Source organism: Variovorax humicola (genome assembly GCF_037889915.1).
Classification (GTDB): Bacteria; Pseudomonadota; Gammaproteobacteria; order Burkholderiales; family Burkholderiaceae_C; genus Variovorax; species Variovorax humicola.
The window spans coordinates 38172-62869 of the sequence record NZ_JBBKZV010000034.1; the positions used below are offsets into that span (position 1 = coordinate 38172).

General features: G+C 64.9%; 21 protein-coding genes and 3 pseudogenes. 9 read left to right on the top strand and 15 right to left on the bottom strand.

Translation table 11 applies throughout. From position 1 onward, the window contains the following. Together WKW80_RS31275 and WKW80_RS31280 are read right to left on the bottom strand one after the other, a co-directional pair. Window positions 1-144, bottom strand: a pseudogene (locus tag WKW80_RS31275) (methylmalonate-semialdehyde dehydrogenase (CoA acylating)); the annotation flags it as partial. A gap of 387 nt (window positions 145-531) precedes the next feature. Further along, window positions 532-1602, bottom strand: a complete 1071-nt coding sequence (locus WKW80_RS31280; RefSeq protein WP_340367490.1) for a type II asparaginase — start codon at window positions 1600-1602, stop codon at window positions 532-534. Window positions 1603-2093: 491 nt separating this feature from the next. Between WKW80_RS31280 and WKW80_RS31285 the strand changes: the two genes are divergently transcribed. Further along, the gene (locus WKW80_RS31285) at window positions 2094-2297 is read left to right on the top strand and encodes a hypothetical protein (RefSeq protein ID WP_340367491.1); all 204 of its coding nucleotides are present in this window, start codon (window positions 2094-2096) and stop codon (window positions 2295-2297) included. A gap of 243 nt (window positions 2298-2540) precedes the next feature. Here the strand turns inward: WKW80_RS31285 and WKW80_RS31290 are convergent, their stop codons facing one another. Further along, a complete protein-coding gene (locus WKW80_RS31290; RefSeq protein WP_340367492.1) occupies window positions 2541-2687 on the bottom strand; it encodes a hypothetical protein in 147 nt (48 codons plus the stop codon). A gap of 424 nt (window positions 2688-3111) precedes the next feature. Then, a complete protein-coding gene (locus WKW80_RS31295) occupies window positions 3112-3237 on the bottom strand; it encodes a hypothetical protein (RefSeq protein ID WP_340367493.1) in 126 nt (41 codons plus the stop codon). 461 nt (window positions 3238-3698) lie between these two features. Here WKW80_RS31295 and shkS point away from each other — a divergent pair, with 461 nt between their 5' ends. Beyond that, window positions 3699-5135 carry a surface-behavior sensor histidine kinase ShkS gene (shkS, locus tag WKW80_RS31300; protein WP_340367494.1) on the top strand — a complete coding sequence of 479 codons (1437 nt, stop codon included), beginning with the start codon at window positions 3699-3701 and terminating at the stop codon, window positions 5133-5135. 147 nt (window positions 5136-5282) lie between these two features. On the opposite strand, the gene WKW80_RS31305 is transcribed toward shkS, so the two are convergent. The 8 genes and pseudogenes from WKW80_RS31305 to WKW80_RS31340 all read right to left on the bottom strand — a co-directional run bounded on the left by WKW80_RS31305 (window position 5283) and on the right by WKW80_RS31340 (window position 13317). Continuing rightward, window positions 5283-5894, bottom strand: coding sequence for a response regulator transcription factor (locus tag WKW80_RS31305; protein WP_340367495.1), 612 nt, complete (start codon window positions 5892-5894; stop codon window positions 5283-5285). Window positions 5895-5975: 81 nt separating this feature from the next. After that, entirely contained in the window at window positions 5976-7298 is a 1323-nt protein-coding gene (locus tag WKW80_RS31310) for a tryptophan--tRNA ligase (RefSeq protein ID WP_340367497.1), read from the bottom strand. Window positions 7299-7308: 10 nt separating this feature from the next. After that, window positions 7309-7980: a site-2 protease family protein gene (locus tag WKW80_RS31315; protein WP_340367498.1), complete on the bottom strand. Its 672-nt coding sequence runs from the start codon at window positions 7978-7980 to the stop codon at window positions 7309-7311. A 13-nt stretch (window positions 7981-7993) separates the two neighbouring features. Beyond that, the gene (locus tag WKW80_RS31320) at window positions 7994-8629 is read right to left on the bottom strand and encodes an L-threonylcarbamoyladenylate synthase (protein WP_340367499.1); all 636 of its coding nucleotides are present in this window, start codon (window positions 8627-8629) and stop codon (window positions 7994-7996) included. A 37-nt stretch (window positions 8630-8666) separates the two neighbouring features. After that, the gene (locus WKW80_RS31325; RefSeq protein ID WP_340367512.1) at window positions 8667-9524 is read right to left on the bottom strand and encodes a DMT family transporter; all 858 of its coding nucleotides are present in this window, start codon (window positions 9522-9524) and stop codon (window positions 8667-8669) included. 164 nt (window positions 9525-9688) lie between these two features. Next, window positions 9689-10543: a 3',5'-nucleoside bisphosphate phosphatase gene (locus WKW80_RS31330; protein WP_340367500.1), complete on the bottom strand. Its 855-nt coding sequence runs from the start codon at window positions 10541-10543 to the stop codon at window positions 9689-9691. A gap of 100 nt (window positions 10544-10643) precedes the next feature. After that, window positions 10644-11673 (bottom strand): annotated as a pseudogene (locus tag WKW80_RS31335) (transporter). 12 nt (window positions 11674-11685) lie between these two features. After that, window positions 11686-13317 carry an inorganic phosphate transporter gene (locus WKW80_RS31340; RefSeq protein ID WP_340367501.1) on the bottom strand — a complete coding sequence of 544 codons (1632 nt, stop codon included), beginning with the start codon at window positions 13315-13317 and terminating at the stop codon, window positions 11686-11688. Between the two features lie 146 nt (window positions 13318-13463). On the opposite strand from WKW80_RS31340, the gene ppk2 reads away from it, so the two are divergent. The 7 genes from ppk2 to urtE all read left to right on the top strand — a co-directional run bounded on the left by ppk2 (window position 13464) and on the right by urtE (window position 21882). Continuing rightward, entirely contained in the window at window positions 13464-14384 is a 921-nt protein-coding gene (gene ppk2, locus WKW80_RS31345; RefSeq protein ID WP_422822999.1) for a polyphosphate kinase 2, read from the top strand. 134 nt (window positions 14385-14518) lie between these two features. After that, window positions 14519-15583 (top strand): extracellular catalytic domain type 1 short-chain-length polyhydroxyalkanoate depolymerase, encoded by a 1065-nt coding sequence (locus WKW80_RS31350; RefSeq protein WP_340367502.1) that lies wholly within the window; start codon window positions 14519-14521, stop codon window positions 15581-15583. Between the two features lie 368 nt (window positions 15584-15951). Continuing rightward, entirely contained in the window at window positions 15952-17220 is a 1269-nt protein-coding gene (gene urtA / locus WKW80_RS31355; RefSeq protein WP_340367503.1) for an urea ABC transporter substrate-binding protein, read from the top strand. A gap of 154 nt (window positions 17221-17374) precedes the next feature. Beyond that, the gene (urtB, locus tag WKW80_RS31360) at window positions 17375-18925 is read left to right on the top strand and encodes an urea ABC transporter permease subunit UrtB (protein WP_340367514.1); all 1551 of its coding nucleotides are present in this window, start codon (window positions 17375-17377) and stop codon (window positions 18923-18925) included. After that, window positions 18922-20169, top strand: a complete 1248-nt coding sequence (gene urtC, locus WKW80_RS31365; protein WP_340367504.1) for an urea ABC transporter permease subunit UrtC — start codon at window positions 18922-18924, stop codon at window positions 20167-20169. The genes urtB and urtC overlap by 4 nt, the downstream gene beginning before the upstream one ends. After that, window positions 20166-21041, top strand: a complete 876-nt coding sequence (urtD, locus tag WKW80_RS31370; protein WP_340367505.1) for an urea ABC transporter ATP-binding protein UrtD — start codon at window positions 20166-20168, stop codon at window positions 21039-21041. The genes urtC and urtD overlap by 4 nt, the downstream gene beginning before the upstream one ends. A gap of 148 nt (window positions 21042-21189) precedes the next feature. Then, on the top strand, window positions 21190-21882 hold the full coding sequence (gene urtE, locus WKW80_RS31375; RefSeq protein WP_340367506.1) for an urea ABC transporter ATP-binding subunit UrtE: 693 nt from the start codon (window positions 21190-21192) through the stop codon (window positions 21880-21882). 87 nt (window positions 21883-21969) lie between these two features. Here urtE and WKW80_RS31380 read toward each other — a convergent pair whose 3' ends face one another. From WKW80_RS31380 to garD, 3 genes and pseudogenes are all read right to left on the bottom strand, one after another. Beyond that, window positions 21970-22758, bottom strand: a complete 789-nt coding sequence (locus WKW80_RS31380) for an HpcH/HpaI aldolase family protein (RefSeq protein WP_340367507.1) — start codon at window positions 22756-22758, stop codon at window positions 21970-21972. A gap of 13 nt (window positions 22759-22771) precedes the next feature. After that, window positions 22772-23656: a 2-hydroxy-3-oxopropionate reductase gene (gene glxR, locus WKW80_RS31385; RefSeq protein ID WP_340367508.1), complete on the bottom strand. Its 885-nt coding sequence runs from the start codon at window positions 23654-23656 to the stop codon at window positions 22772-22774. A 51-nt stretch (window positions 23657-23707) separates the two neighbouring features. Further along, window positions 23708-24698, bottom strand: a pseudogene (garD, locus tag WKW80_RS31390) (galactarate dehydratase); the annotation flags it as partial.

Sequence of the window (24698 nt, forward strand, 5' to 3'; positions counted from 1 at the left end):
TTACTTGGCAGTTGGCATCACAAACTCCGCCCCCTTGCGGATGCTCTCGGGCCAGCGCTGCATGACCGACTTCTGCCTGGTGTGGAAGCGAACGCCCTCTTCGCCGTAGGCGTGCATGTCGCCGAACAGGCTCTTCTTCCGCCCGTCGAGCGCATCAAGCGCATCGATGCGCTCGGCTACCAGGTTGAGATCTGGGACTGGACCAAGCACGATATCGCCGCACTCGCCAAAACCGGCGCCCCTCCTCGCCGATGACCGGCTACATCACCGGCTCAATGGCCGACGATTCTGGCGCTGATACGCCGAGTTGTTGGAATCGGGCTCGGCGGTTGGTACACCGATGCGGTCCTGATGGGCAGTTCGCTCACGATCAAGCCCGCGTCGAACCGGGGCATCAAGGCGACGGTGCATGGACAGGCCGCGACGGCATCGCTCGAAGCGGGCCTGCCGATTGCGCTGTCGGCCCGCGGAACCGGCTTCGCCGGCCCGCGCGCGGGGCCCCTGGAGGGGCGGAGAGAGCCTGAGGGTGGCTCAATACTCCCAGAAGATGCGCTGCAGTTCCTTGGTGTCGTTGGTCTTGGTCAAGGCGACCATCGTCAGGATTCGCGCCTTCTGCGGACGCAGGTCGTGCGCGACCACCCAGTCGTACTTGTCGTCGGGCTGTTCGGCGTTGCGGATGACGAAGCCGTCCGGCACGCGCGAGCTGCGGACGACGAGGGTGCCGCCGCTACGCACCTTCTGCAGCACGGGCACGATGCGGTCGGCGACGGAGCCGTTGCCTGTGCCGGCATGGACGATTGCCTTGACGCCGCTCTTGGCGAAGGCGTCGATCGCCGTCGAAGGCACACTTTGGTAGCCATAGACGATCTCGACGGCTGGTAGCGCGGTGATGCTGTCGATGTCGAACTCGGACTGCATGGTGTGGCGCTTGACCGGCGCGCGGAACCAGTAGTTCCTGCCTTCCACGATCATGCCGAGCGGGCCCCACTGGCTCTTGAAGGCTTCGGTCTTGATGTTGACGGTCTTGCTGACGTCTCGGGCAGTCTGGATCTCGTCGTTCATCGTGACGAGCACGCCCCTGCCGGCGGCGTCCTTGCTGGCGGCGACGTTGACGGCGTCGTACAGGTTCAGCGCCCCGTCAGCCGAGATCGCGGTGCTGGGGCGCATCGAGCCGACGACGATGATCGGCTTTGGCGTGTGGACGGTGAGGGTCAGGAAGTACGCCGTCTCTTCCAGCGTGTCGGTGCCGTGGGTGATGACGATGCCGTCGACGTCGGCCTGTTTCGAGAGGGCCGAGACGCGCTTGGCCAGCGTCAGCAAGTTCTCGTTGGTCAGGCTTTCGGAGGCGACCTGGAACACCTGTTCGCCGCGCACGCTGGCCACCTTGGAGAGTTCGGGCAGGCCGGCGATGAGCTTGTCGACGGGCACCTTGGCCGCCGAATAGGTGGCGCTGTTGGCGGCCGACGCGCCGGCGCCGGCGATGGTGCCGCCAGTCGCCAGGATGACGACGTTTGGCAGCGCCGCCTGGGCATGCGCAATGGCGCTGGCGGTGATCAACGCGGCCGCGCTGGCGAAGGCGCGGAGTCTGGAAGCAAAGTGCATAAGAGCTCCTGTTGACAGTTGTATGACGAAGCGGAGAGACGATATCGGAATCGCAGCGCAGCGTTTCATGCATGAAATGCCAAGAGCGCATGCCGCGATGCGTCCGAGCACGAAGCATGCGTTCGCGGACGCTGTCGCGTAAGCGCGACCATCGCGCCGCGGCATCTTCAGCATTCATGCGGCCTGCAGCCCGACATCAGGACGCCTCCCTCCCATCTTTTTCCCAATCGATCAGGTGACTGGAATTGCGTCTCTTCGGGCGGTCTCGGGTTGAGCGTCGCCCCATGTTCCGGCGGCGAGCGACCGGGCCGGCGGGTGCTGGGCGTCGGCGTCTCGTCTCCTACCCACCCATCGGGAGGGGGGCGGAAGTGGTCCCACGGCTGATACCTTCTCCTGAACGGTGGTGATGGGCCTTCGTAAGGCGACCATCTTTTCATTCAAATCGCGCGTATTCGACCCGAATTACGCGACACAGCCCAACGAGATCTCAAATGGCGCTACTTCGACAATGCCTTCGGGAGCTTCGCGTCAAGCGCCGCGAATGGTCTTCGTCAGAAGACTTCTGGGGCGATGCGGTGCAGTGCCGCAACGAGGACGGATCGCCGCTTCCGGCCACGGCGTCGTCCAGGAGCCTCCCGGCACAGGTGCTCGCGACCGACTCCGGCGCATCGCGCAGCTCCTCCGACGCGCCGTAGTCAGTCGCGTCGCCGAACCGGCGTAGACACACGGCAGATTCCAGAAAGAGTCAGGCATTGGTCAGTCATTGAAAATGTGGAAGAGGTGTTGCATATGCGACGGATGCGTGCTGCCGGAGTTCGTCACCGTGACTTGTGGCGCAACTTTGGGTTCAGGGACGATGTCAGGCGCGGGCCGCCGATCTCGATAGGGACCCCGACCGTGCCGGTTCAGCGCCTGCGGAAACGCCCAACTCGACGACTTCAGCCGCGGGCGATATGCGCAGGCTTGCGTGGCGCTTCATCGTCTTGCGCTGAGGGGGCGGAGCAGAAGCGCAGCACCTCGAAATATACGGGCGGGCTGCGCGTCCGTTCGATCTTCAGGGGCTGGGTGAAGTCGATCTTGCGCACCGGTGGGTACGGGCTTGCCGAGCCAGGCCGACAACGGCTGCCGTAGACCAACGAGATGCCGCTCGCACGAAATGCTCGCGACTCATCTCGGCAAGCTTTGCACCAACGCTATTTGCATGGTGAATGAGGCCTGCGCGCGTGCGGCAGTAGTGGCTGCAAGCACGGTCTTTGCGCTTGCGAGTTCAATGCCGGCGAGGCACCGAGAGGCAGGCGGCTACTGCTCCTTCGACTTGTGCAGCGTGATCGGCGCAGCCAGGACCTCATGCGTGGGTTGGTCGCCTGTTCGCGTGAACGTGGGAGTTGGTGCGCGATCAAACTGCCCTGCCGGGTAGGCGAGCCAGGTGATCAAGCCTGCCTGCCTTTCGCGTTGCAGGCTACGCACCTCTTGGAGGCATTGGCGAAGAAACATGGACGTCCCCGTCAATTAAAGCCCGCTGACCAGTTCCGGCACAGCCGTGAACAGGTCGGCTTCCAGGCACATGTGCGTCGCTGTCGCGACAAGCCACTCCGTAAGCGGAAAAAGAAGTTGGAGGTTGCGGGTCTGGGTCATGGAATCTCACTTTTGGACCGGACGACGTAGCTGCGTGACCCCCGATCATCCAGGCCGGTCGTTGCTGGCGCTATCCAGTTTTCGGCAATATTTCATCGGCCAATCATGGGCTGCGAGAGTGGTTGACAGCCTGATCAAGGGAAGCTGTTCTCCCGGCTGGCCGAGGTCTACGCGGATTCTCGGAGTACACCGACGTGCAGGTCGGCCGGATGGTCGACTACCTGCAGGAGAGCGGCCAGCTCGAGAACAAAGTCCAGTGAGCGCGGCGCACCTGATCGCGAGAAAGAGCCGGAGCGAGGAGCATTTTTGCCTTTGTCGTGCGTCGCGAGGCGGCGTTAAACTCGGTGAAATGCTCCGCAATCTACAGACGAAAACCAAAGTTTTCATCGGCCTTTGTGCCGCTGACAAGGGCCCCCTCACCGGGGCTTTTTTGTGCGTGTCGTCTTGAACAGGAATTCGCCATGAGAGGTGGTTCCACCTTCGCCGGATTGGGCAATTCCTCGTTTGCCAGCCTGACGCCGGCACCCGCCACGGCGGACGAAGCTGAGCCGTGGGTTCGCGGTGAGTTGATCCGCAGCCTCATGCGCTCCGCGCGCGGCTCGCACCTGTTCGGCGCCGCGTTGATGCCGGCCATGGTCAGCCTGTGTTGGGGCTATGTGCCGACTTGGCAACTCGCCCTCTGGTTGCTGATCGGCGTCACCGCAACAGGTTGCCGGGTCTGGGGCGAGCGGCTCTACGCCCTGCGCTTTGCCGAGACGGATGCCGCATCGCAGGAGCAATTCGTTCACCGCTACCGCTACCTGTGGAGCGCCAGCGCATTTGCCTGGGGTCTTTCGATCCTGATCTTTTTCGAGCGGGTACCGGTGGTCAGCCAGTTCATGTGCTGGCTCATGGTGGCCGGTGTCGCGACCTTCCCGTTGAACGGCTTGGCGTTGCACCCGCCGCTCTTGCAGCGCTACGTGAACACGCTGTTCATCACGATGATGGCGTCGCTGGTATTGCGCGTGGTGCAGTTGCGATTTGTCGAACTGCACTTCAGCTACGGCTTCCTGCTGTTGCCGGTCCTGCACTGGTGGTTGCTGTTGCGCGCCGGCCGCCGCATTCACGAGACCTCGCGCAACAGCTTCGAACTGCTGTTCCACAACCACATCCTCATCAATTCGCTGACGCAGCAGCGCCAAGCCGCGGTGTCGGCCGTGGCGATGAAGAACCGCTTCCTGGCCAGCGCCGCGCACGACATGCGCCAGCCGGTGCTGGCCCTGTCGCTGTATGCCGACTGGCTTCGCAACGAGCCTGACCTGGTCGAGGAGATCGCGCCGAAGATCGTGCGTGCGACGCACGCAGTCAATGCGCTGTTCGATTCGCTGTTCGACCTGGCCCGCATCGACTCCGGCCAGGTGCGACTGCACATCGAGCGCGTCGACATCACGCAACTGCTGCACGATCTCGAACTGCAATACCGCCCGGTGGCCGAGTCGAAGGGCCTGCGTTTTCGCGTGCATTCCACCGGCGGCGCCGTGCTGACCGACCCGATCCGCGTGCGGCGCATGATTGGCAACCTGCTGGCCAACGCGATCAAGTACACAGCCGAAGGCGGCGTGCTGCTGGCTTCACGCGCCACGCCCGAAGGCGTGCGCATCGAGGTCTGGGACACCGGCATCGGCATTGCGCGCGAGCACTTGCGCGACGTGTTCCTTGAGTTCTACAAGGTGGCCGATCACGCCGGCACCTCCGATGGTTTCGGCCTCGGCCTGGCCATCGTCGCGCGCCTTTCGCACGCCCTGGGCCACCCCATCAGCGTGCGCTCGCGGCTCGGCCGCGGCAGCGTCTTCCGCGTCGCCCTTCACGACGCCGACGAATCACAGGCGCAAACCAGAATTTCAGGTTCAGTGGGCTAAAGACCAAAGACGCCGTACTACCGGCATTTGCGTCACCGGCATTGCGTGAAATACCGCGGAACCGGCTTTGCCGGGCCGCTGGTATTGCCCCCCGGCAGGGGGAGGGAGGAGCGACAACGAAGTGGTCGCGGAGCCTGGGGGCGAGCCCTATATGGCGCCGGAAGAGAGCAGACCGTGGCTGCGCGCGTGATGCAGCGCTTGCGTACGACTCTTCACGCCGAGGCGACGGAACAGGCGCCAGAGGTGCACCTTGACCGTGTGCTCGCTGATGTCGAGTTCGTTGGCGATTTCGCGATTGCTCATGCCCTTGTCGAGCATCGCGATCAACTGGGTCTGGCGCTTCGACAGCTTGCCCGTGCTGCTGCTGGCTGCGGCGCTTTCTTCGGTTTCTGCTTCCGCCAACAGCAGGCCGCGCAAGGCGGCTGCGAGTTCGCTGGAGCCCGCCGATTTCTCGATGTAGATGTCGGCGCCGGCCTCGATGCAGGCCTCTTCCATGTCCGCTGCGGGCGAGGCCGAGTACACGGCGATCGGCACGTCGGGATAGATCTGCTTGACCGACACCACGCCCGACACGCCGGTGATGTCCGGCAGCTTCAGGTCGAGGCAGAAGAGGTCGGGCTTGCCGTGCTGCTTGACGGCGCCGGCGAGCTTGTCGAGTCGGTCCAGTTCGACAATATTTTCAGCCGGACGCAGGCGCCGCAGCACCATGACGATAGCGTCACGCATCAGGGGATGGTCGTCGATTACGTAAATGCTCATGCGTCAAGTGTACGTGCGCAACGCTGGATCCACCGCCTCAATTGCGGCGTTTAAGTGCTTGTAACAACTAGCTATTTCTTCTTATTTGTCGCTTGCCGCGGCGAGCGTATCGAGTGCTTCCACCACTGCGCGAGAAGATTCAGGGGTCAGTGATTGAAGGCGGTCTGCCAACGCTGGAAGTGCCGTACCGCGTTGCTGTTGCAGCAGTCCGATGGCGCGGCCGGCTTCTTGCGGCGAAGCAAATGCCAGGCTCTGCAGCAGCAACTCGCCGCGCGCGTCGAGCAGCTTGAAATAGAACTGGCCATCGCTGTCCCGGTATTGCTTGAAGCTTGGCTTGGCGGCCGTCTTGGCGGCCTTGCCCGCACCCTTGGCCTGCTGTGCGCCAAGGTTGCGCAGCCCCACGGCATGGCGCAGCCGATCCATGAAAGGCCGCGACAGGGCGCGTGCCTTGGCCGCACCCGCGAGCAGCGTCGTCTCGATGAGCGCGGGGTCTTTCAGCAAGGCTTCGTAGCGCTCGCGCATCGGCGTGAGTTCGCGGTCGATGCGCTCGAACAGCAATTGCTTGGCATCGCCCCAGCCGATGCCGTCGGCATACGCGCGGCGCAGCGTGTCAGTCTCGTCTTCACTGGCAAAGGCCTGGTAGATCTGGAACAGCGCGGAGCCTTCGGTGTCCTTCGGTTCGCCGGGCGCGCGCGAGTCGGTCACGATGCTGGCGATCTGCTTTTGCAGTTGGGCGCGCGGCGCGAACAGAGGGATCGTGTTGCCGTAGCTCTTGCTCATCTTGCGGCCGTCGAGGCCGGGCAGGGTGGCCACGTTGTCGTCGATCAGTGCCTCCGGCAGCGTGAAGTGCTCCCCGTAGAGATGGTTGAAGTGTTGGCCCATGTCGCGCGCCATCTCGATGTGCTGGATCTGGTCGCGGCCGACCGGCACCTGGTGGGCGTTGAACATCAGGATGTCGGCGCCCATCAGCACCGGGTACATGAACAGGCCGGCAGTCACGTCGGCGTCGGGGTCGTCGCCCTTCGCGACGTTCTTGTCGACCGAGGCCTTGTAGGCGTGGGCGCGATTGAGCAGGCCCTTGCCGGTGACGCAGGTCAGGAACCAGGTCAGCTCGGGAATCTCGGGGATGTCGGACTGGCGATAGAAGGTGACGCGCTCGGGGTCGAGGCCGCAGGCCAGCCAACTGGCGGCGATCTCGAGCGTGGAGCGCTGGATGAGCGCCGGATCGTTGACCTTGATGAGCGCGTGATAGTCGGCGAGGAAGAAGAAGGTCTCGACCCCCGGCGCCACGCTTTGCCGCACCGAGTGGCGAATCGAGCCGACGTAGTTGCCGAGGTGCGGTGTGCCGGACGTGGTGATGCCGGTGAGAACGCGCAGGGGGGAAGGGGGAGCAGTCGTCGCCATGGAAAAAAACCTAGCTGAGCAATGAGACCAGGGGACCGAGTACGGTGCGAATGACGGAGTAGCCGACTGCGATGAGCGGGCTCAGCCAGTACTTGCTGACGATGCCCGCGATCACCAGTCCCATCACGATGAAGAAGCCGAAGGGTTCGATGCGTGCCAGCAGCTGCTGCGCGCCTCCGCGCGGCAGCAATCCGGCCAGCACGCGGCCGCCATCCAGCGGCGGCAGCGGAAACAGGTTGAACGCCCACATCACCAGGTTGACCAGCACGCCGCCCTGCGCCATGCGGATGAAGAAGTCTTCCTGGATGCCGCTGACGGCCATCACGACCAGCAGCACGGCCCACAACAGTGCCTGGACGAAGTTCGAGGCAGGGCCGGCGAGCGCGACCCAGACCATGTCGCGCTTGGGATGGCGCAGGTTTCCGAAGTTGACAGGCACCGGCTTCGCATAGCCGAACAGGAAAGTGCCGGAGGTCGCGAAGTAAAGCATCAGCGGCATGAGGATCGTGCCGACGGGGTCGATGTGCTTCAGCGGATTCAGCGTGATGCGGCCCTGCGCCCAGGCGGTGTTGTCGCCGAAATGGCGCGCGGCATAACCATGCGCGGCCTCGTGCACCGTGATCGCGAACAACACCGGCAAGGCATAGATCAGGACGGTTTGAATCAGGTTGGAAATATCCACCCGCCGGATTGTCTCAGAGGCCCAGCACGGCCAGCGGACCGCGGCCGCGCCGCACCAGCACCGGCTCGTCACCCGAGCCCATGGGCGTGAGGTCGACCACGGTGGTGGGTTGGGATGGGCATGCGCCCGCGTCGATGACGGCGCCGATCTGCTTTTCGAAGCGTTCGCGAATCTGCTGTGCGTCGTTCATCGGTTCGGTTTCGCCGGGCGGGATGAGCGTGGTGGCCAGCAGCGGTTCGCCGTGCAGTGCAAGGAGTTCGCACAGCACGGTGCAATCGGGCACGCGCAGGCCGATGGTCTTGCGTTGCGGATGGCTCACGCGGCGCGGCACTTCCTTGGTGGCTTCGAGCAGGAAGGTGTAGGCACCCGGCGTCGCGGCCTTCAGCAGCCGGTATTGCTTGTTGTCGACCCGCGCGTAGTTGGCCAGTTCGCTGAGGTCGCGGCAGAGCAGGGTGAGGTGGTGCTTGTCGTCGACCTGCCGGATGCGGCGCAGCTTGTCGACCGCCTCCTTGTCGTCGAGGTGGCACACGAGTGCGTAGCTGGAGTCGGTCGGCACCGCGACGATTTCGCCGCGTGCGAGCAGGCTGGCGGCTTGCTTCAGAAGGCGCGGCTGCGGGTTGTCGGGGTGGACTTCGAAGTACTGGGCCATGTCGGGATTCTCAGCGTTTGAGACTGCACGCGGAGGCTCATGACTCCGCGGGTTCGATCGGTATGCGCCGCTCGCGCACGGTGAGCCATGCGCCAGCGGCGCCGCAGGCCGCGATCATGCCCATGCCGACCAGCGAGACGTGGTCCGGGATGTGCGAGAACATGATCCAGCCGCCGAACATGGCGAAGGCGATCTGCGCGTAGAGATACGGCGTGAGCGTGGAGGCCGGCGCGCGCTGGTAGGCCAGGATCAGGAAGAAATGGCCCACGGTGCCCATCGCACCCATCAGGAACAGAAGCGCCCACCATTGCCACGAGGGCAGCGCGGACCACACGAAAGGCAGCGCGCACGATGCGATCAGCGTGCCGACCCAGCCAGTGTAGAAGTGCATCGTCAGTGGGTTCTCGGTCTGCGCGAGCTTGCTGGTGAGTACCTGGAAGCAGGCGTTGGTGAGCACCAGCCCGATCGGCAGCAGGACGGCCCAGCTGAAGGCGCCGCCGCCCGGCCGCAGGATGACCAGCGTGCCGGCGAATCCGCCCGCCACCAGCACCCAGCGCAGCGGCGAAACATGTTCCTTGAGCGCGGTGGCGGCCAGCAGCGTGACCGCCAGCGGCGCAATCAGGACGATGGCCGTGAACTCCGCGAGCGGCATGTAGAGCAGGCTGAAAAATGCAAGCACGCTGGTGATGAGCAGCAGTGCGCCGCGCAGCACGTGGTAGCCGGGTCGGGTCGTGCGCAGCAGCGATGTGCCGTGCAGCGGCAACAGCACGGAAGTGGTGGCGACCGCCTGGAATGCATAGCGGAACCACACGCCCATCAGTATGGGAACGGCGGAGACGGAAATCTTGGTGGTGGTGTCGAGCGTGGCAAAGCAGGCGACGGCGAGCAGCACCATGCCGATGGCCGCAAGGATGCGCTCCGATTCGACGTCACGCGTACTGCGCGGGGCGACGGCCTGCAGGCTTTTTGCCACTTCGATGGCTGCGTCGCCGCCCTCGTCGAAAGGCCCCACGTCCTGGAGCGGCCGGATTGCGGTGGGTGCCAAGCGCTCGCGGGCGCTCACTGGATTCTGTCTTCGAGCAGTTCCCAGACCGGCATGAGCTTGCCGGGCAACAGGGGAAGCTTGCCGAGGTCGACGTGACTCTCGTCGGGGCTGTGGAAGTCGCTGCCGCGCGAGGCGGCAAAGCCGAACTCGAGGGCCTTGTCTGCGTATTCGACGTACTCGGCCGCAGTGTGGCTGCCGGTCACGACTTCGACCGCCTGGCCGCCGTGCGCCTTGAATTCGAGGAACAACGCGTATTCCTCGTTGGCGGTGAACTTGTAGCGGCCGGGGTGCGCGATGACCGCGATGCCCTTGGCCGCGGTGATCCAGTGCACCGCATCCTTCAGCGAAGCCCAGCGGTGCGGCACGTAGCCCGGCTTGCCCTCGGTGAGGTATTTGCGGAAGACCTCATGCGTGTCCTTGCAGACGCCGCTCTCGACGAGGAAGCGCGCGAAGTGCGTGCGGGAGATCAACTCCGGGTTGCCGACGAACTTGAGCGCGCCGTCATATGCGCCATGGATGCCGACCTTGGCCAGGCCCTCGGACATCTCCTGCGCGCGCACGCCACGGCCGCCGCGCGTGGCGACCAGGCCCTTCTTCATGCCTTCGTCATCGGGGTCGAAACCCAGGCCGACGATGTGCACCGTTTCGTTCGCGAAGGTGACCGAGATCTCGGTGCCGGTGAGGTACTTCATGCCATTGGCATGGGCCGCAGCCGCTGCACGGTGCTGGCCGCCGATCTCGTCGTGGTCGGTGAGGGCCCAGAGTTCGACGCCGTTGCCCGCAGCCCGCTCGGCGAGCGCCTCGGGCGTCAGGGTGCCGTCGGACACCACGGAGTGACAGTGAAGATCGGCGTTGAGGATGGCGGGCACGCATCGATTCTATTTCGGATCGAATTGGCGTGCAGAGCGCATGGCGACTAATCCATATGCTATGAAATTAGTAGCATTGAAGGGCCGGCCAGTCGTGATTTCAGCGTTTCTTGCGGAATGCCGCCCATGCCGCGACCGCGGTGAAGGTCGCAATGATCGCCACCACGATCCAGAAGCCGTGCTTGTGTTCGGCCAGCGGAATGCCGCCGACGTTCATGCGGAACAGGCCGGCCAGGATGTTGATCGGCAGGGCCAGCACGGTCACCACGGTGAGCACGAACAGGCTGCGGTTGTTGTCCTCGTTGACGTTGGCCGCGATCTCTTCCTGCAGCAGCTTGATGCGCTCCTGCAGGGCCTGCATGTCGCGCAGCCAATGAGAACTCCTCGGTCGATGCGCGCAGTTGATCGGCGTCGGCGTTGTCCATCCAGTCGGGCGGGCGTTGCAGCAGGCGGAACAGCGCGGCGGGTTCCGGCGCCAACAGGCGCTGCAGGCGCACCAGCAAGCGCCGCAGCGCACCGAGGCTTACGCGCTTGTGGTCGAGGCGGCCGGCCAGTTGCTTGTCTTCGATGTCGTCGATGCGCGTCGTCACGTCCCGCACGATCCCCACCAGCACATCGGCCTGGACACGCAGGAGGTGCTCCAGCAGTTCGGTGCCGGAGCGGGGCGCGTCGCCGGCCTTCACCGCGGTGCGCAGCGCATCGACCGAGCGCAGCGGCTTGGTGCGCGCCGTCACCACCAGGCGCGGTCCGACGCTGATCCACAAGGTCGAAATGTCCGAGGGCTCGAAGCCGAATTCGAAATGCACGTCGTTGATGACGGCGACCAGCGCATCGTCGGCACGTTCGATGCGCGTCGAATGCAGGCCGTCGCGCAGGGTCTCGTAGAAGGTGTCCGGCAGCCCCGCGTGGCGCAGCAGCCAGCGTTCGGCCTGTGCGTGGCTCAGGTTGAAGTGCAGCCACAAGTAGGCGCCCGCCGGCGCCTGGCCGGCCGACGCCAGCCATTGCGCGGCTTGCGCGGAGTCGAAGGCGTGCGATGGCTCGGCCGACGTGGCATCGAACAGGTAGCCGCAGATCAGGCCGGATTCATCGCCGCCGTAGGACGCGGCGGCGAGTTCATGCAGAAGGGGCAAGGCGAGGTGCGGTCAGAAGATTTTGGTAAACAGCCAGTACAGCGAGCCCGACAGCAGCATCGCCGCCGGCAGCGTCAGCACCCAGGCCATGGCCAGGCTGCGCAGCGTGCCCCATTGCAGGCCCGACCGGTTGGCGGCCATCGTGCCGGCCACACCCGACGACAGCACGTGCGTGGTCGATACCGGCAGCCCGTAGACGTCGGCTGCACCGATGGTCAGCATGGCCACCAGTTCGGCCGAGGCGCCCTGGGCATAGGTCAGGTGGGTCTTGCCGATCTTTTCGCCGACAGTGACGACGATGCGCTTCCAGCCGATCATGGTGCCGAGGCCGAGCGCGATCGCGACCGCCACCTTGACCCACAGCGGAATAAAGCGGGTCGCGTCGTCGAGCTCCTTGCGGAACGCATTCAGGGTCGATCTGGTTTCGGCATCGAACTTTGCCGCACCGCTCTTGTCGAGCAGCCGGAGCGATTCGGCACTGAGGTACATGTCATTGCGCACGTTGGCCACCGAGTTGGCGGGCAATGCCGCGAGCGAGCCCGTCTCGCGCACCTGGGCGGCAATGCTGCCGGCGAGCATGGCGACGGCAGGCACGACAGTGGGGCCGAATTCGCGGGTCCGCAGGTAAGTCGACAACGTTTCGCGCGCGGCCGGCACGCTGGCGGCCGGCAATGACGTGGGCACGCTGCGGCTCATCGCGCCTTGCGCGAGTTCGGCCACGGCCACGAACTTCACGGTCTCCCCGGCCGGCATGGCCCGGTTCAGCGCATAGGTGATCGGCACTGTGCCGACCAGGATCAGCATGATCAGGCCCATGCCCTTTTGCCCGTCGTTGGAGCCGTGCGCGAACGAGACGCCGGTGCAGGTCAGCACCAGCAGGCCGCGAATCCACCACGGCGGCGGCGTGTTGCCGCGCGGTTCTTCGTACAGTGCGCGGTTCTTGACCAGGGCGCGCAGCGCCAGCAGCAACAAGGCAGCGCAACCGAAGCCGACCAGCGGCGACAGCAGGAGCGAATAGCCGACCTTGGTGGCCTGCGCCCAGTCCACGCCGCTGGTGCCGTCGCGCCCATGCATCAGCGCGTTGGCAATGCCCACGCCGATGATCGAGCCGATCAGCGTGTGCGAAGACGATGCCGGCAGGCCGAGCCACCAGGTGCCGAGGTTCCAGATGATGGCGGCAATCAGCAACGCGAACACCATCGCGAAGCCGGCGCCGGAGCCCACCTGCAGGATCAGTTCCACCGGCAGCAGCGAGATGATGCCGAACGCCACCGCGCCGCTGGACACCAGCACGCCGAGGAAGTTGAAGAGGCCCGACCACACCACCGCCAAATTTGGCGGCAGCGAGTGCGTGTAGATCACCGTGGCCACGGCGTTGGCGGTGTCGTGGAACCCGTTGACGAACTCGAAACCCAGTGCAATCAGCAACGCGACCCCAAGCAGGAGATAGGGAACCCAGCTGGAGGGTTGCGCGCCTGAGGCGGTGACGTCGCTGACCAGGCTCCAGGCTGTATACAGCAGACCCGCGGCGAGCAGGCCGACGAACACGATCAGCGTGACCGGGCCGGGCTTGGTGTCGAACGATGGCCGCGACGCCGCGGGCGGATAGACCGGCAGGTGGGCTTTGTCGGCGAGAGTGGCCATGATCCTGTTCCCCGCATGAAAATGTCAGGTCGGATGCTCGCCGCGATGTATGACAGTGGCGTGACCGCGCGCGACGCGTCATGCCGCAGTCAAATGAGGGCGGCAGCATCGTCGTTTTCGCCTATTTTTTCTGGAGCATGCCCGCCATGACCGCATTGCCAGCAACCCTTCAAGACCAGGAAGCGTTGATGGATCGCATCGCCCGCGACCTGATCGACAGCTACGACGAGGAACTGGAACTCGAGATCGAGGATCGCGAGATCGACGAGTCCGGCATGGCCGCCAGCACCGACAAGGCCGCGCGCCAGCACTACTTCAAGGAACTGTTCCGCCTGCAGGGCGAACTGGTCAAGCTGCAGGACTGGGTGCAGCACAGCAGACAGAAGGTCGTGATCCTGTTCGAGGGGCGGGACGCGGCCGGCAAGGGCGGCGTGATCAAGCGCATCACGCAGCGGCTGAATCCGCGCGTGGTCCGCGTGGCTGCGTTGCCGGCGCCGAACGATCGCGAGCGCACGCAGTGGTACTTCCAGCGGTACGCATCGCATTTGCCGGCAGCGGGCGAGATGGTGCTGTTCGACCGCAGTTGGTACAACCGCGCCGGAGTGGAGCATGTCATGGGCTTTTGCAGCGACGCGGAGTACGAGGAGTTCTTTCGCTCGGTGCCGGAGTTCGAGCGCATGCTGGTGCGATCGGGCATCAAGGTGATCAAGTACTGGTTCTCCATCACCGACGATGAGCAGCACATGCGTTTTCTCGGGCGCATCCACGATCCGCTCAAGCAGTGGAAGCTGAGCCCGATGGACCTGGAGAGCCGCCGCCGCTGGGAGGAATACACCAAGGCGAAGGAAATCATGCTGGAGCGCACGCACATTCCCGAAGCGCCGTGGTGGGTGGTGCAGGCCGTCGACAAGAAGGCTGCGCGGCTCAACTGCATCACGCACCTGCTTGGGCAGTTCCCGTACGAGGACGTGCCGCATGCGCCGGTGGTGTTGCCGCCGAGGGTGCGCAATGAGGACTATCTGCGCCAGCCGGTGCCGGCGGAGATGTATGTCCCGGAGATCTATTGACGGAATCCGGACGAGAGACGATGCGCATCGTCCGCCGGGCGGGCGCAGCTTGCTATCAGGAACATAGCGGTACATATTTGAGGCGCAGAAGCTGCTACGGTGTCGGCTGACCGCCCACCGGCGCTCAACGCACCATGCCACGCCGCTCTCCCACGTCTCCCCTCACGCGCGCCTACCAGCGCAACCTGAAGGCGCTCACCAGCGCCACGCTTCGCACTGGCCAGCGCCTGGCGAAACAGGTCGGAAAGGAGGTGGTGCGCGTCGCCGCAGAGCAGCGCAAGCCGCCACCCGGCGATGGCGCCTGGCTCACCGGCATGGCAATGGGGCCGGGCGGTACGCGCGGATACCACCTGTTCAAGCCGAACCTGAAATCCGACCGTGGCGAGAAACCACCATTGATGGTGATGCTGCACGGCTGCGGCCAGACCGGCCGTGACTTTGCGGCCAGCACCCGCATGAATCGCATCGCCGCGCGCGAAGGCTTCATGGTGCTCTACCCCGAACAGGACAGGCTGCACCATCCGCAAGGCTGCTGGAACTGGTATGACACCCGATCGGGCAACGCGGACCGCGAAGCGGCCACCTTGATGGCGGCGGTGGACCAGGTCAGTCTCCTGTACGGGATCGACCGCGAGCGCGTGGCGGTCGCAGGGCTTTCGGCCGGTGCCGGGATGGCGGCGCTGCTGGCCACGCGGTATCCGACGCGCTTCAAGGCCGTGGCGATGCACTCCGGTGTGGCGCCGGGTGCGGCGCGATCAAGTGCGACCGCCATCGGAGCGATGAGCGGGCGGCGCGTGCCGCTGGTGCCGGCGGTTGCCGTCGGCAAGGCGTTCGGCGCTGCGGCGGTCGGAGCAACCCTGCCGCCGATGCTGATCGTGCACGGGGACCATGACGCGGTCGTCGCGTCGAGCAACGCCATGAATGCGGCCGCGGTGTGGGCCACCGCGTGCGGCGCGCGTCCCGGCGTCGAGCGCTTGCTGCAGCGAGGCAGGCGCTATCCCGCTCGCGTCACCGACTTCAAGCGGTCGGGGCGCATTTGCGTCACGCTGTACCAGGTCGCCGCGCTGGGCCATGCGTGGAGCGGGGGCGCTTCCAGCCTCGCGTTCAGCGATGCGGCGGGGCCGGATGCTTCGAAGCTGGTCTGGGCGTTTGCGGCGCGGGCGTTCAGGCTTGCGGCCGACGCTTCGCCCACGCCCTAGGCGGACGGCCTCGGAAAGCTCGGCCAGCGCGCCCGGGCCAGCGCCGATCGGCTTGATGAGCTCCGATGCGAGAAGCTCCGCTCCTTGCCCGAACAAGATAGCCCAGGACGCGCTGCTGCGACGTAATAAGCAGCGCATCGGCCAGCCCCGGACCCATGGTCGGCGGTGGCACGGTGCTGGTTGAAATACCCATATTGGGCTTCTTGATACCCAATTTGGGTTTGATTGATTGCCACGCACTGAAACGTGCCGCGCCACATTTTGTACGCCACCCGGCGTATTTCTCGAAACGCCCCCCATCCGCAGACTCCTCTCCATCGCCAGCAAGGCGCTGGCGAACGATCAACTACCACTGGAGAAGGATGGCCATGCAACGTCGATTCACACTCAAGGCGATTACCGCCAGCGTCGCGCTTGCCGCTCTTGGCGCCGCGCCCGCATTCGCAGCCGACACCATCAAGGTCGGCGTGCTGCACTCGCTGTCGGGCACGATGGCGATTTCCGAGACCGCTCTGAAGGACATGGTGCTCATGTCCATCGACGACATCAACAAGCACGGCGGCGTGATGGGCAAGCAGCTCGAAGCCGTCGTGGTGGATCCGGCCTCCAACTGGCCGCTGTTCGCCGAGAAGACCAAGCAACTGCTCGGCCAGGACAAGGTGGCCGTGATCTTCGGCTGCTGGACCTCGGTGTCGCGCAAGTCGGTGCTGCCGGTGCTGGAGGAAATGAACGGCCTGCTGTTCTACCCGGTGCAATACGAGGGCGAGGAACTCTCGAAGAACGTGTTCTACACGGGTGCCGCGCCGAACCAGCAAGCCATTCCGGCCGTGGACTACCTGATGAGCAAGGAAGGCGGCGGCGCCAAGCGCTGGGTGCTGCTGGGCACCGACTACGTGTACCCGCGCACCACCAACAAGATCCTGCGCGCCTACCTGAAGAGCAAGGGCGTGAAGGACAGCGACATCGACGAAAAGTACACGCCGTTCGGCCACAGCGACTATCAAACCATCGTGGCGGACATCAAGAAGTTCTCGGCCGGCGGCAAGACGGCCGTGGTGTCGACCATCAATGGCGACTCCAACGTGCCGTTCTACAAGGAACTGGGCAATGCAGGCCTGAAGGCGAAGGACGTGCCGGTGGTGGCGTTCTCGGTGGGCGAGGAAGAACTGCGCGGCGTGGACACCAAGCCGCTGGTGGGCCACCTGGCCGCATGGAACTACTTCATGTCGATCAAGAACCCGACCAACGCGGCCTGGATCAAGCAGTGGAGCGACTACGCCAAGGAAAAGAAGATCCCCGGCCAGATGGACAAGCCCCTGACCAACGACCCGATGGAAGCCACCTGGATCGGTATCCACATGTGGAAGCAGGCCGTCGAGAAGGCGAAGAGCACCGACACCGACAAGGTGGTGGCCGCGATGGCCGGCCAGACCTTCACGGCGCCGTCGGGCATCGTCTCGAAGATGGACGAGAAGAACCATCACCTGCACAAGAGCGTGTTCATCGGCGAGATCAAGGCCGATGGCCAGTTCAACGTGGTCTGGAAGACGCCGGGCCCGGTCAAGGCCAAGCCGTGGAGCCCGTACATCGAAGGCAACGACAAGAAGCCTGACTATCCGGCTGGCAAGTCGATGTAAGAGGCCTTCGCCGAAGCGCCTGTCCGGGCGCATTGCGGAGCCGCTGGCCCGTTCCTTGCTGCGATTCCTGCTGCAAGAGCGGGCCTTCTTTTTGGACAGAACCATGCAACCTACAGCGAAGTTCCGACGAATTCTCCAGGGCACAGTCGCTGCCATGCTGCTCATGGCCGGCTCGGCCCACGCGCTGACCGCGGACGAAGCCAAGGCCATCGCCTCGGGCGAGACCGAGGACCGCGTCGCCGCGCTCAACAAGGCCGTGACCACGGCCGACGAGAAGACGGCCGCGTTCATCCAGGCGATGTCCGATGACGCGGTCAAGTTCACCGCGGACAAGGTCTTCGTGATGAAGGACGACAAGGGCTACGACCCGGTCACCGGCGCCGAGTCGAAGGTGCCCGAAGACGCGGAAGACGTGGTCAACAACAACATGATGCGCGGCGCCTTCGATGCCGCGCAGTCGGTGCTCAAGCTGGTCGGCAGCAAGGACGAGAAGGTGCGTCTCGAAGCTGCGAATGCGTTGCTGAAGAATCCGGACGAGTCGCGGATTCCGATGGTCGAGAAGGCGCTGGCCGTCGAGACGAACGAGGGCATCAAGGCCAAGCTGGAGCTGGTGCGTGCGGCATCGCTGCTCAACAGCGCGGACAAGGGCAAGCGCATCGCCGCGGCCGGTGCGCTTGCGCAAAGCAAGAGCCCCGACACCAAGCTGCTGCTGAACGAGCGCCTGACCGAAGAGACCGAGGCCGACGTCAAGGCCGCGCTGCAGAGGGCCATTGCCGGCATCGATGCGTCGCTGGTGTGGGGCGATCGCATCAACGCGATCTTCAGCGGCATCAGCCTGGGTTCCGTGCTGCTGCTGGCCGCACTGGGGCTCGCGATCACCTACGGGCTGATGGGCGTCATCAACATGGCGCATGGCGAGCTGATGATGATCGGCGCCTACGCGACCTACGTCATGCAGGGCATCTTCCAGAAGTACATGCCGGAGTCGATGTTCGGCTTCTACCTGGTCGCGGCGATTCCGGCTTCGTTCATCGCATCCGCCTTGGTCGGTGCGATCCTGGAGCGCGGCGTGATCCGATTCCTCTACGGCCGCCCGCTGGAAACGCTGCTGGCCACCTGGGGCATCAGCCTGATGCTGCAGCAGCTGGTGCGCTCGTTCTTCGGTGCGCAGAACGTTGGCGTTGAAAACCCCGGCTGGATGAGCGGCGGCTTCACCATGCTGAGCAACGTCACGCTGCCGTGGAACCGCATCTGCATCATCATCTTCGCGGGGCTGGTGTTGCTGGCCATGGGATGGCTCATCGGCAAGACGCGGCTCGGCCTGTTCGTGCGCGGCGTGACGCAGAACCGGCCGATTGCATCGTGCATGGGTGTGAACACCGCCCGCATCGACACGTATGCGTTTGCGCTGGGCTCGGGCATCGCGGGGCTGGCGGGTTGCGCTCTGAGCCAGATCGGCAATGTGGGGCCGGACCTCGGGCAGAACTACATCGTGGACTCGTTCATGGTGGTGGTGATGGGCGGCGTCGGCCAGCTCGCCGGCACGGTGTACGCGGCCATGGGCCTGGGCATCCTCAACAAGTTCATCGAGGGCTGGGCGGGTGCTGTGCTTGCCAAGATCGCCGTGCTGATCTTCATCATCATCTTCATCCAGAAACGTCCGCAAGGGATCTTCGCCGTGAAAGGCCGGAGCGCAGAGGCATGACCAAGGTTGCACTTCCGAGCAAGGGCCCGCTTCTGAGCGGCAAGGGCTGGACGGCCTTCTGCATCGCGCTGATCGTGGTGTGCGCGGCGGCGCCGATGCTCAATCTCTGGGTACCGCACGACAGCGCGTTCTACATGAGCGACTACGCGGTGGCGCTGGTCGGCAAGATCATGTGCTACGCGATCTGCGCGTTGGCGATGGACCTGATCTGGGGCTACACCGGCATCCTGTCGCTGGGCCACGGCATGTTCTTCGCGCTCGGCGGTTACATGATGGGCATGTACCTCATGCGCCAGATCGGGCGCGACGGCAACTACAAGAGCGACCTGCCTGACTTCATGGTGTTCCTCGACTGGAAGGCGCTGCCCTGGCACTGGACTTTCAGCGGCAGCTTCGTGATGACGCTGATCCTGATCGTGGCGGTGCCGGGCCTGATCGCATTCGTGTTCGGCTTCTTCGCCTTCCGGTCGCGCATCAAGGGCGTGTATTTCTCGATCATCACGCAAGCCATGACCTTCGCGACGATGCTGCTGTTCTTCCGCAACGAGACGGGTTTCGGCGGCAACAACGGGTTCACCGATTTCAAGCGCATCCTGGGCATCCCGATCGCGACTCAGAGCATGCGCATGACGCTGTTCGTGATGACAGGCTGTACCTTGCTCGGCTTCTTCCTGTTCGGCAAGTGGCTGATCGGCAGCAAGTTCGGGCGCGTGCTGCAGGCGATTCGCGATGCCGAGTCGCGCGTGATGTTCTCGGGCTACAACCCGCTGCCGTACAAGCTCACGATCTGGGTCATCTCGGCCATCATGTGCGGCGTGGCGGGCGCGTTGTACGTGCCGCAGGTGGGCATCATCAACCCCGGTGAAATGAGCCCGGCCAACTCGATCGAGATTGCGATCTGGGCGGCGGTGGGCGGGCGTGCCACGTTGATCGGGCCGATCATCGGCGCCTTCATCGTGAACGGGGCGAAGAGCTGGCTGACGGTGGTGGCGCCGGAGTACTGGCTGTACTTCCTGGGGGCGTTGTTCATCGCGGTGACGCTGTTCCTGCCGGATGGCGTGGTGGGCCTGGTGCGCAGGTGGATCGCGCGCATGAAGGCGCCGAAGCGCAATGCCGGTGAGCTGAGCGAGGGGCGGGCAGAAGCACAGCGCTCGCTCGCCGCGTCGGAGGGCGTCGAGCCGGCCGCGCTGCACAAGATCGCCGTGGCCGCAGCCGCAGGTGAACCTGAAGGAGCACGCGCATGACACCGGACTTGATGGAAGAGGGCGCGCTGCGCGTGGCGCGGCACGAGGGCATCGTGAGGGAAGGCATGACCGAGTCCGGTGGCCGCGCCGCAGGCTTCGGGCGCCACGTGACCGAAGGCGAAGTGGACGTGGCGCACGGCCGCATCCTGTACCTCGAGGACGTGAGCGTGAGCTTCGACGGCTTCAAGGCGATCAACAAGCTGAGCCTGGATATTTCGCCCGGCGAGTTGCGTTGCGTGATCGGCCCCAACGGTGCGGGCAAGACGACGATGATGGACATCATCACGGGCAAGACGCGGCCGGATTCGGGCACGGTGTTCTTCGGCAGCACGATCAACCTGCTGCGCCATCGGGAGGCCGAGATCGCGCAGCTCGGCATCGGGCGCAAGTTCCAGAAGCCGACGGTGTTCGAACAACTGACGGTATTCGAGAACCTCGAGCTGGCGCTGAAGACCAACAAGGGGGTGAAGCATTCGATGCTGTTCAAGCTGGACTCGGTGCAGAGCGACCGGTTGGCCGAGGTGCTCGAGACGATTCACCTGGCGGAAAGCGTGTCGCGCATGGCGGGCAACCTGAGCCATGGGCAGAAGCAGTGGCTGGAGATCGGGATGCTGTTGATGCAGGACCCGAAGTTGTTGCTGCTCGATGAGCCTGTTGCGGGCATGACGGACGAGGAGACGGCGCGCACGGCTGAGCTGTTCCTCAGGCTGAAGGGCAAGCATTCGTTGATGGTGGTGGAGCACGACATGAGCTTCATCAAGACCATCTCGGAGATCGTTACCGTGCTGTGCGACGGGTCTGTGCTGGCCCAGGGCACGCTCGATGAGGTGCAGTCGGACGAGCGCGTGATCGAGGTTTATCTTGGTCGCTGAGATCGTCTCGTTCCGTGGAAGTTCGACGGCTCAGGGCGGCGCGTGCCGCATGCCGGGCGCGCTCCCTCCGGACGCGCTTCAGATGAGTACCGCCGAGCGACGCACCCCCCATTGACGCACCCGCAACCGAACTGACAGAGAACGACCCATGCTCACAGTCAAGAACATCCACCAGTACTACGGCGGCTCCCACATCCTGCGCGATGTGAGCTTTACCGCGACGCTCGGCAAGGTCACCGTGCTGCTTGGCCGCAACGGTGTCGGCAAGACCACCCTGCTCAAGTCGCTCATGGGCCTGGTGCCGATCAAGAGCGGCAGCATCGAATTCGACGGCCATCCGATCCAGAAGAAGACGCCCTACGAACGTGCGCGATCAGGCATGGGATTCGTGCCGCAAGGCCGCGAAATCTTCGCGCGATTGACTGTCGAAGAGAACCTGCGCATGGGGCTGGCCTACAAGAGCGGCGGCACGCCCATCCCGGCCGAACTGTTCGAGCTGTTCCCGGTGCTGAAACAGATGATCAACCGCCGCGGCGGCGACCTCTCCGGCGGCCAGCAGCAACAGCTCGCCATCGCTCGCGCGCTCGCGCCCAAGCCCAAGCTGCTGATCCTCGACGAGCCGACCGAAGGCATCCAGCCGAGCATCATCAAGGACATCGGCCGCGTCATCCGCATGCTCGCCGACCGCGGCGACATGGCCATCGTGCTGTGCGAGCAGTACTACGACTTCGCGCAGGATCTCGCCGATGACTACCTCGTGATGGAGCGCGGCGAAGTCATCGCGCGCGGCCTCGGCAAGGACATGGAAGCGCACGGCGTGCGGCAACTCGTGGCGATCTGAGTTTGCTGGCCGTCATCGATCGGCCAGCGGCACGCCTGGTCTTCAGCGCCCGGGGCCCGTAGCACATACCCGTGCCGGCGGCTTCGCTCAATAAGAACTTGCCGCAGGCGCGACCGGCTCGGCACGCATGGCCGCGAGCACCTGTTGTGCACCCGCAGCCATCAGGCGCGCGTCCGAACTGACGGTTGCGAACTGGAATCCCTTGCCGATGCGCGCCAGCGCGCCATTGGCGTTGCCGTTGTGGATGCCGGCGACCACCCCGTGCGCCCTGGCGCGCTCCAGGATGTGATCGATCGCTTGTTGCGCCTTCGGGTCCACGTCGTCGAAAACGGGCCGGCAGCCAAGCGCCAGCGACAGGTCCGACGGGCCGATGTAGATGGCGTCGAGGCCTTCGACCGAGAGGATGTCGTCGAGGTTGTCCAGCGCCTTGGCGGTCTCGATCATCGCGAAGGTCACGATGGTGTCGTTGGCATGTTGCGGGTAGTCGGCGCCGCCATGGAGCAGCGCACGGATCGGGCCAAAGCTGCGGGTGCCCTGCGGTGCGTAGTGGGTCCAGGCGACGAGCTTTTGTGCGTCTTCGCGCGTGTTGACCATCGGGCAGATCACGCCATAGGCGCCTGCGTCGAGCGTCTTCATGAGGATGCCGGGCTCCAGCCATGGCACGCGCACGATGGGCACCGTATGGGTCGTCGAGATGCCTTGAAGCATGCCCACCATGGCCTGGTAGTCCACCATGCCATGTTGCAGGTCGATCGTGAGCGAGTCCCAGCCTTGATGGGCCATCATCTCGGCCGAAAAGCCGCTCGGGATGGCAAGCCACCCGTTGACGGCTGCACCGCCGGATTTCCATATCTCGCGCAAGCGGTTGGGTCGCATGGGATTCTCCTGTTCAGGCCGGGGCAACCTGGTGGCCTGCCATGAGTTCCAGCGCCTTGACCAGCGCCGAGTGGTCCAGCTGGTCCCATCCGTTGGCCGCGCAGGCTTGCATCAGTTGCGCGGCCGATGCGGTCTGCGGCAGCGCCACGCCGATCGCCTTGGCGCCGGCCAGCGCCAGGCTCAGGTCTTTCTGGTGCAAGCCGATGCGAAAGCCCGGGTTGAAGGTGCGCTTGATCATGCGTTCGCCATGCACTTCGAGGATGCGCGACGACGCAAAGCCGCCCATCAGCGCCTGCCGCACCTTCGCCGGATCGGCGCCGGCCTTGCTGGCGAACAGCAGCGCCTCGCCGACGGCGGCGATGTTCAGCGCCACGATGATCTGGTTGGCGACCTTGGTGGTCTGCCCGTCGCCGACGCCACCGACGTGCGTGATGTTCTTGCCCATCAGCTCGAACAACGGCCTGGCACTGGCAAAGGCCGCTTCGGTACCCCCGACCATGATGGTCAGGCTCGCGGCCTTGGCACCCACTTCGCCGCCCGAGACCGGTGCGTCGAGATAGTCGCAGCCCAGGTCGTTGATCTTCTGCGCGAAGGCCTTGGTCTCGATCGGCGAGATGCTGCTCATGTCGATCACGGTCTTGCCCTTCGACAGGCCTTGCGCAACGCCGTCCTCGCCGAACAGCACCGCGGCCACGTCGGGCGTATCGGGCACCATCAGGATGACGACCTCGGCCTGCTGTGCAACCTCCTTGCCCGTGGCGCAGGCGACGGCATTGGTCGCCGCGATCTCGGCATTGACCTTGCCGCGCTGGACGTAGTAGAGCTGGTGCCCGGCGTTGACGAGGTGCAAGGCCATGGGTGCGCCCATGATGCCGAGGCCGATGAATCCGATTTTCATGGTTGTTTTTCAGAGTGTGTTGATGAAAGGGGCTGCCGGAGAGTGTTGCTCTCAGGTCACAGGCGCGGGGTTGAACAGCACCAGCGCGTTGTGCAGCTTCCACTGCTCGGCCCAGGTCTTCTTGCGGCCGCTGGCCACCTCGAGCATCAGCTGGAACATCTCCCAGCCCACGTCGGCGATGGTCTTCTCGCCGGTGGCGATGGTGCCGGCGTTGATGTCCATGAGGTCATGCCAGCGGCGTGCCAGGTCGGCGCGCGTGGCGACCTTGATGACCGGCACTTCGGCCAGTCCATAGGGCGTGCCGCGGCCCGTGGTGAACACATGCAGGTTCATGCCGGCGGCCAGTTGCAGCGTGCCGCAGATGAAGTCGCTCGCGGGCGTGGCCGCGTAGATCAGGCCCTTCTGCCGGAGCTTCTCGCCCGGCGAGATCACGCCCGAGATCGGCGAGCTGCCCGACTTCACGATCGAACCCATCGCCTTCTCGACGATGTTGGACAGCCCGCCCTTCTTGTTGCCCGGCGTGGTGTTGGCGCTGCGGTCGACGCGGCCCTTGTCCAGGTAGGCGTCGTACCAGGCCATCTCGCGGATCATCGCTTCGGCCACTTCGGGCGTGGTGGCACGCGCGGTGAGCTGGTCGATGCCGTCGCGCACTTCGGTCACCTCCGAGAACATCACGGTGGCACCGGCGCGCACCAGCAGGTCGGTGCAGTAGCCGACCGCCGGGTTGGCCGTGACGCCGGAGAACGCATCGCTGCCGCCGCACTGCACGCCCACCACCAGTTCGCTGGCCGGCACGGTTTCGCGGCGGCGCGCGTTCAGGCGCTCCAGGTGTTCCTCGGCCTGCCGCAGGATCGACTCGACCATCGACATGAAGCCGACGTGCGCATCGTCCTGCAGGCAGACCACGTCGAGTTTGGCCTCGGCGCTGTCGCCCACATCGGCCACGTTGCGCTCGTCGACGAGCGGGAAGCTGCCGGGCGGCAGCAGGCGTTCGGGCTGGAGCTTCTCGCAGCCCAGGCTCACGACCATCACCTCGCCGCCG